The sequence below is a fragment of the Flavobacterium bizetiae genome, from assembly GCF_902804475.1.
Taxonomy (GTDB): domain Bacteria; phylum Bacteroidota; class Bacteroidia; order Flavobacteriales; family Flavobacteriaceae; genus Flavobacterium; species Flavobacterium bizetiae.
Genome location: NZ_CADCSU010000080.1, coordinates 1 through 8,510 on the forward strand (window position 1 = coordinate 1; position 8,510 = coordinate 8,510).

Annotated in this window: 7 protein-coding genes; 1 reads left to right on the forward strand and 6 read right to left on the reverse strand. The window is 34.2% G+C overall.

Translation table 11 applies throughout. The features are described 5' to 3' along the window. Window positions 1–318: 318 nt before the first annotated feature. The 5 genes from FLACOL7796_RS09545 to FLACOL7796_RS09565 form a co-directional block, all read right to left on the reverse strand. On the reverse strand, window positions 319–555 hold the full coding sequence (locus FLACOL7796_RS09545; RefSeq protein ID WP_039117105.1) for a DUF3820 family protein: 237 nt from the start codon (window positions 553–555) through the stop codon (window positions 319–321). A gap of 179 nt (window positions 556–734) precedes the next feature. Beyond that, a complete protein-coding gene (gene nagB, locus FLACOL7796_RS09550) occupies window positions 735–2,663 on the reverse strand; it encodes a glucosamine-6-phosphate deaminase (RefSeq protein WP_173970573.1) in 1,929 nt (642 codons plus the stop codon). 26 nt (window positions 2,664–2,689) lie between these two features. Then, window positions 2,690–4,069, reverse strand: coding sequence for a sugar MFS transporter (locus tag FLACOL7796_RS09555; protein ID WP_173970574.1), 1,380 nt, complete (start codon window positions 4,067–4,069; stop codon window positions 2,690–2,692). 183 nt (window positions 4,070–4,252) lie between these two features. Further along, window positions 4,253–5,128, reverse strand: a complete 876-nt coding sequence (locus FLACOL7796_RS09560) for a sugar phosphate nucleotidyltransferase (RefSeq protein ID WP_173970575.1) — start codon at window positions 5,126–5,128, stop codon at window positions 4,253–4,255. 9 nt (window positions 5,129–5,137) lie between these two features. Next, window positions 5,138–6,229 (reverse strand): mevalonate kinase family protein, encoded by a 1,092-nt coding sequence (locus FLACOL7796_RS09565; protein WP_173970576.1) that lies wholly within the window; start codon window positions 6,227–6,229, stop codon window positions 5,138–5,140. A 233-nt stretch (window positions 6,230–6,462) separates the two neighbouring features. Between FLACOL7796_RS09565 and FLACOL7796_RS09570 the strand changes: the two genes are divergently transcribed. After that, window positions 6,463–7,500 carry a LacI family DNA-binding transcriptional regulator gene (locus FLACOL7796_RS09570; RefSeq protein WP_173970577.1) on the forward strand — a complete coding sequence of 346 codons (1,038 nt, stop codon included), beginning with the start codon at window positions 6,463–6,465 and terminating at the stop codon, window positions 7,498–7,500. A 248-nt stretch (window positions 7,501–7,748) separates the two neighbouring features. Here FLACOL7796_RS09570 and FLACOL7796_RS09575 read toward each other — a convergent pair whose 3' ends face one another. Then, window positions 7,749–8,399: a sugar-binding protein gene (locus FLACOL7796_RS09575; RefSeq protein ID WP_173970578.1), complete on the reverse strand. Its 651-nt coding sequence runs from the start codon at window positions 8,397–8,399 to the stop codon at window positions 7,749–7,751. Window positions 8,400–8,510: the final 111 nt, after the last annotated feature.

The window sequence follows — 8,510 nt, forward strand, 5'->3', positions numbered from 1 at the left end:
CAAATAAATTAAAAAGGGATTTCTTATTATTTTAAAGGGCTGAAGTATATTTTTGGCATAAAAAAAATATTATAATTTTAAAACATCGACTTGTACACTTTTAAAAATTCAGTCTTGAATTCAGTGGTGCCAATTTGTTTTTAAAAATTATAATATTTTTTATTTAGTAAATATTATAATTTCAAAATATTGACTTGTACACATTAAAAAACTCAGTCTTGAATTCTGTGGTATCAATTAGTTTTTAAAAATTGTAATATTTTTACATATCAAACTTAAATAAAAAAAATGAAATAGCAAAAGATTTTTCTTACTATTTTATTTTAAAGGCTTAGGATACTGCTTTTTAATGTTTCGAATCAACTCTTCCAGCCCATTTAGCTTTAACTCATAAACAAGTGCCAGTTGTTGTCCTAACTCACCATTTGGGAATCCTTTGTTATGATACCAAACGACATAATATTCAGGTAAATCGATTAAAAATCGTCCTTCGTATTTTCCGAAAGGCATTTTGGTATGGGCTAATTTTATGAGAAGTTTTTTGTCTGGTTCCATTTTTTTAAAGAAAAAAGAAGCAAGAGGAAAGAATATAGACTCATTCTTTCTTCTTGCTTCTATTGAATGCAAAGCTATTATTATTTTTATTCTTTTGCCACAGATTAAAACAAAGTTTTCAGTCTCAGTCACAGTTTTCAGTTTAGAACTGACTGTTTACTGGCACTGAAAACTGAGACTTAGTAATGCCATCTCACGAAAGCTTCCATCGCTGCGTAAGTTGCCAAACCTAATTCCTGGTATAAAGCAGCAGTTTCGGCATTTCTGTCTTCGGCTCTTTGCCAAAATTCTCTGGCATCAGTTCCCTGAAAAACAACACCATCTTTTTGCGATTGGTGTTTGAAGATTCCATGACGTTTTGCTAAAACCTGATCAGGGCTCATTGGTACAGCCATTTCAACCTCATCAATTCCCCACTCTTGCCAAGCTCCACGGTACAACCATAACCAGCAATCATCCATGAACGATTTTGGTTTAAGCGCTTTTACAGCTTCAAAAATAGCGTCAAGACAAACTTTGTGCGTTCCGTGCGGATCTGCTAAGTCTCCTGCTGCGTATATTTGATGGGGTTTAATTTTTTCGATTAAGTCCATTGTCAACTGAATATCTTCTTGCCCAATTGGTTTTTTCTCGATTGTTCCGGTTTCATAGAAAGGCAATTCCATAAAATGAATCTGATCGTCAGTTAAACCAACAAAGTGACTTGTTGCTCTCGCCTCTCCTTTTCTAATTAAACCTTTAATGTAACGAACTTCAGGAATATCAATTTCACTGTTCTTTTTATTCTCTAAAAAGGTTTGTGCTTTTTGGTAAATATTGTCTGCCTCAGCGCTTTTGATTCCGAATTTTTCATTGTAATCAATTACGAATCTTGCAAAACGTAACGCTTCATCATCCGCTACAGCGATATTTCCAGAAGTTTGGTAGGCTACGTGTACTTCATGTCCCTGCTCTTGCAAACGCATGAAAGTTCCTCCCATACTAATGATATCATCATCAGGATGCGGGCTAAAAATTAATACACGTTTTCTGGCCGGTTCTGCTCTTTCAGGACGGTTTGCATCGTCTGCATTTGGTTTTCCGCCTGGCCAACCCGTGATTGTATTTTGTAATTTATTGAAAATCTTAATATTGATGTCGTACGCAGGACCTGAATCAGCCAATAAATCGCTCATTCCGTTTTCGATATAATCAGCATCAGTCAACATTAAAATTGGTTTTTTAAGCTGAAGCGCCAATCCTAAAACCGCTTTACGAGTCAGTTTATCTGTCCATTCTACTTTTTCTACCAACCAAGGTTTGTTAATTCTTGTTAGTTTTGAAGAAGCTTCTTTATCTAAAATAAAAACAGCATTGTTGTGCTCTTGCAAAAATGAAGCTGGTACTCTATTTGTAACTTCATCTTCTACAGATCTTTTTACCACATTTGCTTTTCCTTCTCCCCAAGCCAATAAGATTACTCTTTTAGCTTCCATTATTTTTTTTACTCCAAGTGTGATTGCTGTTCTTGGCGTATTACTTAATCCGAAGAAATCTTTACTTGCCGCAACTCTCGTAATATGATCTAAAGCCACTAAACGTGTTTTAGAGTTTTGCAGCGAACCCGATTCATTAAAACCTATATGCCCGTTTCCTCCAATTCCAAGAATCTGAAGATCGATTCCGCCCAAAGCTTCAATTTTAGCTTCGTATTCGTGGCAATAATCTGCGATTTGTTCTTTTGTTAAAAGTCCGTCTGGAACATGAGCGTTTTCAGGTAAAATATCAACGTGATCAAACAACAATTCTTTCATAAAACGAACATAACTGTTGATTGAGTTGGGCTCCATTGGATAATATTCATCCAGGTTAAAACTTATTACGTTTTTAAAACTCAAGCCTTCTTCTTTATGCAAACGAACCAACTCAGCATATAATCCTTTTGGAGAAGAACCTGTTGCAAGTCCTAAAATACAAGGTTTACCTTCTTTTTGCTTGGATTGAATTAAAGCTGCAATTTCCTGAGCTACTGCTTTTGATGCATCGCCAGAGTTTTCGAAAACAATCGTATTGATGTTTTCAAATCGTTTCTCGAATCCTGTCGCTTTGTCTATTTTACTTTTTAACATGATATAGTTTTTTTTAATTCCTCTCGTTACATTTTCCAACTTCGATATTTATGACCTTTTATTGCATAAAAAAGAATCATTAAATAAGATGGTAACAACATTAAATAAGCAATCTGATTGCCGCTTTTCGAAACTTCAACCGTTCCGTTTGCTATATTTGATGCGTTTATATTTTCTGTGATCAATCCGTAAAACAAAGGGAAAATTGCTCCACCTATAATACCCATGATCAAAATTGCACTTCCAATTTTTGTATATCCTCCTAAATCTTCTAACGCCATTGGCCAGATTGCCGGCCAGCAAAGTGCATTTGCCAAACCTAATAAGGCTACTAAAAGAATCACAACAGGTAAATTTGGAATTCCAGGGAACTGAAACATTATTTTTGGCGAAATTAAAACGATTGCCAAAACCAAAATTACTCCTAAAACTCCCGATGCTTTTAAAGCGGTTACCTGCGAAAGATATTTAGGTATTAATGTGATGCCTAATACATAACCTACAACCATTGCTGACATGGTGAAAGAAGTTAACTTTAAATAAAAATTCCCTTCTGTTCCGTATACTCCTAATTCTTTTCCGAATGCTCCAATAGAATCTCCGGCTAAAACTTCGGCAGATAAATACAGCATTAAAGTAATGACTCCTAAAACCAATTGAGGACGTTTGAATGCGTTTCTCATTTGTTTAAAAATACTCAAATGCGTCACATTTCCTTCTTCATCCAAATCAATTTCAGGAAGCGGCGATAGCTTTACCAAAAGCGCCAAAACCATTATAATCAATCCCATATAAAGGTAAGGCCTTTGCAATTGCAATGCAAGAGAATTTAAAGCATTTGATTTTGAAACCGAATCTAACATTGCGATTTTATCTGCTGTAAACTCCTGCATATTAGACAAAACCAAAGCTGTCAATATCAATGGCGCCACAAATCCGGCTAGTTTATTCGCGATTCCTAAAACGCTAATTCTGGCCGCAGCACTTTCTCTCGGACCAATTACGACTACATACGGATTTGATGCCGTTTGTAAAATTGCCAAACCGGTTCCCATTACAAACAATGCAATTAAAAACAATAAAAAAGTTCGGCTTTCGGCAGCGGGATAAAACATAAATGCACCCGCAGCAATGATCAGTAATCCTAATGAGATTCCGTTTTTATAACCTACTTTTTCGATGACCCAGGATGACGGAATTGCCATTACAAAATAGGCAATATAAAAAGCAAAAGTTACAAAATAGGCTTGAGAAGAAGACAACTCGCACGCTAGCTCAAAAAATGGAATTAAAGGACCGTTTAACCATGTTACAAATCCCAATATAAAAAATAACGCGGTCAGAATAATCATCGGAATGATCGAACTCCTCTTTTCTATATGTATTGCAGTCTCAATGTTTGACATAATATTATCGGTTGATTGTTAGTTGATTAGTTGTTTTATCCATCTAAAATAACACCACCGCTTTTGCAAATATATTGCAATTTAAACACATTTTAATGCATTTTTTTTGCAATTTTAAAACAAAAGTAGTCTAATAAGTTGTACTTATTCGTAAATTAGATATCAATTTTTTGTTAATTTTTTTTAGGCTTCCCAGTCTAAAACCGGATAATGTTGCTTTAAATATGCTTTGACATCAGCGATATCTTCTTTGGCTGTTAAGTCCGGAACGTGCTCTGAAAACGGAATTCCTAAAGTTGTATTAGGATTCTCTTTTACTGAATTTAAAAGTACGGTTGGTAATTCTTTTTCGTCTCTTTCAGGATGAACTGGACAATTTTTAAGATGGGTGTATAATGTACTTCCGTTAAATTTAAAAGCATTCATACTTACTCTTATTTTTCCTTCAACATCTTTATAATCTTCTAAAACATCAGCCGAAGGTTTTTCTAAAATGTCCAATAACTGATTGTTCTGATCTAATTTAGCAATGGCAAAACGCGAAATTCTTTCAGAAGGAAATTCTAATGCATCACGATCATAAGCAATAAAAGCATTTGGACTATTGGTTTCTCTGAGTGCTAATAAGGCTTTCGCCGAATATAAATTGTCGCTATTACAAACTGAATATTGTTGAGAATTCAACTCCTGAAATTGTTCAACAGCCTGAAACAAGGCATCGGCAGTACCAAAAGGTTTTACTCTTCCTTCGGGAATATATTGCACGGCAAAGGAAATATTAAGTCCGTGAAAGTCATTATTTACATTTTGGTTTCCGTAAAACTCTTTAAACAACTCGCCTTGTTCTCCTATAATAATGTAGATATTTTTATACCCTGCTTTTTTAGCATTCAATAAAAGATAATCTAATAAGGGTCTTCCGCTTGCGCCAACTCCAATTAAACCTTTGCTTCTTTCGTTTGCCTGAGCGATTTCTTCTGATGATAAATTATCAAGAACGGCTTCTTTTTTCATACGGGATGATGCGCCGCCTGCCAAAATAACTAAATTGTTGTGCATATTTATTTTTTAAATTTCAATATTTTCTATAATTCTCACTCCCGGATCTACCGCAACGGCATAAGCTTCTTCTGCTCCTGCTTTTAAAATAGCTTCGATTACGGCGTCTTCATTTTCAGGATTGGCCATGACCACAATACTTCCGCCGCCACCGGAACCTACAATTTTTGCTCCGTAAGCTCCTGCCCGCAAAGCTGCATTAATCATATCATCGATTCTTGGCACGGTTATTTTTAATAAATCGCGCAAAACTTCGTGATGCTGATTCATTAATGTTCCAATTTTTTTAAGATCTAAAACTGGTTTTTCAAATTCTTTTAAGGCTTCTTTGGTATAATGGTAATTTTTCAGCGCGGCTTCAAAAAAAGGAATCAGTCGATCCGGCAAACAATTTCGGTAACGGTCTATATCTTCAATTTCAGAAGTATTAAGATCGAAATCAGGAAAATTTTGTTTTACAATACCAATCGACATTAAGGCATTTCCTTTTATTTCGCCAATTAGCCCGATCGTTTCTTTTGGCACACCTGAAACTCCTGTTATCAAACCTTTTAAATCGGTTCTTATTACTTTAAACGAAAAAGGTTCTTTTGTATTAATGTATACCACATTCCCTACTCCAATACTAAAATGATCCATCATTCCGCCTGGTTCTCCATGTTCTAAAACCTCAGATTCATATCCTACTTTTGCGATAAATTCCGGCGTAACTTCATGATCGACTCCAAAAGCATCCACCAAAAAACGAATCCAGGCCATCAATAAAGCTGATGAACTTGATGTTCCCGAATTAATTGGAATATCTCCTGTAATGGTAATCGTGTAACCTACATTGGGCACACAGCCGTATCGTCGCAAAACGCGTAAGGAAGAAGCAAAATAATCACGTGGTTGCAATCTATCAAAAGTAGCATCGATATCAATGACTCTAATTTCGCCAATATCAATCATGTTTAGCACAAACGTATTGGTATCATTTTGTTCTGCGGTTAGTTTTATATTTCTATCAATTGCACAGGCTATAACTGGCAATCCTAAATAATCCTGATGATCTCCAAAGAGGCACGTTCGGCCGGGAGCTAATGAAGTAATTTTTTTCACTTATAATTTTTATAATAAAACATTGCAATACAAATAATTACAACATTAATAGGTTAGAAATTTACGCTGTTTTTTTGGTTTTGATTCTACGAAACTATAGATTATATTTTTATAAAACAAGAAAAAAACTAAAAATGTGCTCGAACACACTAAATTAATGTTCTCGAGCACACTTAATAATTACGGCAAGATTTTTTTTAAATAATTAAACCAAAGTTTCTATATTTGCTTATATGGATAAAAAGTACACTATTAAGGATATAGCAAAAATGGCCGGAGTTTCTAAAGGAACTGTCGACAGGGTTTTGCATAACAGAGGAAAAGTTTCTCCAACGGCTTTGGATAAAATTAATGAAGTTTTGAATGTCATTAATTATGAACCGAACCTTATTGCCCGTAATTTAAAAAACACTAAAGTTTACAGAATTTGTGTTTTGCTTCCGGATCCGGAAATAGATCCGTATTGGTTGCCGTGTGTAAACGGAATTCAGGAAGCCAAAACAGAATTTAAAGCGTATGGTGTAATTATAGAAACGCATTACTTTAATCCTGAAAGTAAAAAATCTTTTTTAAGTGCACATGAAACAATCATTAAGCAATCTCCTGATGCTGTTTTAATCGCGCCTTTATTTCATAAGGAAACTATTGAAATCGTAAAACAATATGATGAGCTCGAAATAATCGTAAACACTTTTAATAACCAGATCGAAGGTGAATCTATCAAAAGTTTTGTGGGCCAGGATCTGTATAAAAGCGGTCGCGTGGCTGCAAGTTTAATGAATTTGATTTTAACCGATGGTCAAATTGCGATTATACATATTGATGAAAGCGTAAAAAATGCGGTTCACATGCAGGAAAAAGAAAAAGGTTTTAGAAATTATTTTGATGAAAAGAAAATTGCTGACTTTTCGTTGACTACTCTAAAACTAAAACATCCGAATGTTGAAAGTAAATTTTCGGCATTTTTAGAAGAAAATCCCAACCTTAAAGGAATTTTTATCACCACTTCAAAAGCATATCAAATTGCTTCTATTTTAGCTCCTTTACAGAAAAAAATTGCCATTATTGGTTACGATTTGGTTGAGAAAAATGTCAATTTCCTGAATCAGGGATTGGTGCATTTTTTAATTCATCAAAATCAAAAAAGACAGGCTTATTTAGGCGTTAGTACTTTGGTCGAACATTTTATATTCCGAAAAGATATTCCGGAAACTATATTGTTGCCTATTGATATTATTAATGTTGAGAATGCTTCGTTTTACGTATCGTAATGATTTGACCACGAAGGCACAAAGACACAAAGTTTTTTCTTTTTTATCTCTCGCCAAGTCGCAAAGACGCTAAGTTTTATAGCTTTTTTAAATCTTAAAAGAAAGTCACAAAGAGAATAACTTAAAAAACTTAGCGCCTTTGCGAGATTAATTTTACTTATAAAAAAAACCAGCGAAAACCCGTTTAATCCGTAAAATCTGTTGGCAAAACCTTTGAACCTTTGTTACTCTGCACCTTTGCCCCTTTTTTAACTCATTAATACAAACTTCCCAAACGAAGAAGCGATATGAAAATTTGGCGTTTCAGTATTTGGGTTTACCCACGAGATCCAGGTGGGTTCGTATTGCAGATTTTCGACCAGAGAGAATTTAGCCCTAAAAACTCCGGCTTCGATTGTATTGTTCTGAATTAGATTTAAATCTTTTAAAGACTGAATGCTAATTCGGCCTTCAACAATAAATGAAGTTTCATCTTTTAAAGTTTTTACTTCTATATCATTTTTTGGCCATTTCCAGCTGAAATCAAAATCCTTTCCCGGAAGCGCTTTAAAATCCATTATTCGGCCTGAAGTATCTATTTCAAGGCAATAATATGGATTTAAGGATTCATTGGTTCTAAAAAACAATTCTACGCGATCTGAGTTTCCTATACTCGCAAAACTATTGTCTTTTTGATCGATGTAAATATCAGTATCGAAAACCCTGAAATTAAAATAGAAATTTTCGGAATCATGAAGTGCTTTAAATTCAATTTTTGAAAATGAATCGGTTTTCCATGGAGAACAAAAATCAGTTAGGCAATTTGCTTTTTCCCAAAAAGAAGGAGTCAAAACAGGATTGTTATTTTTTTGATTTTTATCGATTAAAATTACTTGATATTCTTTTAAAATTTCGGTCATCTTTTTTGAAAAAATTTAATTTAATAAAAATAAAATCCTGAAGCATTTTAATCCTTTCAAACGGCAAAAAAATGCCTCGAAAAATCTTCTTATAAAAATGCTAATATAAGT

What these genes read in the sequence shown, in the direction of transcription:
- FLACOL7796_RS09560 (WP_173970575.1), bottom strand. Translation starts at nt 5,128, where the DNA reads ATGCACAACAATTTAGTTATTTTGGCAGGCGGCGCATCATCCCGTATG.
- FLACOL7796_RS09555 (WP_173970574.1), bottom strand. Translation starts at nt 4,069, where the DNA reads ATGTCAAACATTGAGACTGCAATACATATAGAAAAGAGGAGTTCGATC.
- FLACOL7796_RS09575 (WP_173970578.1), bottom strand. Translation starts at nt 8,399, where the DNA reads ATGACCGAAATTTTAAAAGAATATCAAGTAATTTTAATCGATAAAAAT.
- FLACOL7796_RS09545 (WP_039117105.1), bottom strand. Translation starts at nt 555, where the DNA reads ATGGAACCAGACAAAAAACTTCTCATAAAATTAGCCCATACCAAAATG.
- FLACOL7796_RS09570 (WP_173970577.1), top strand. Translation starts at nt 6,463, where the DNA reads ATGGATAAAAAGTACACTATTAAGGATATAGCAAAAATGGCCGGAGTT.
- nagB (WP_173970573.1), bottom strand. Translation starts at nt 2,663, where the DNA reads ATGTTAAAAAGTAAAATAGACAAAGCGACAGGATTCGAGAAACGATTT.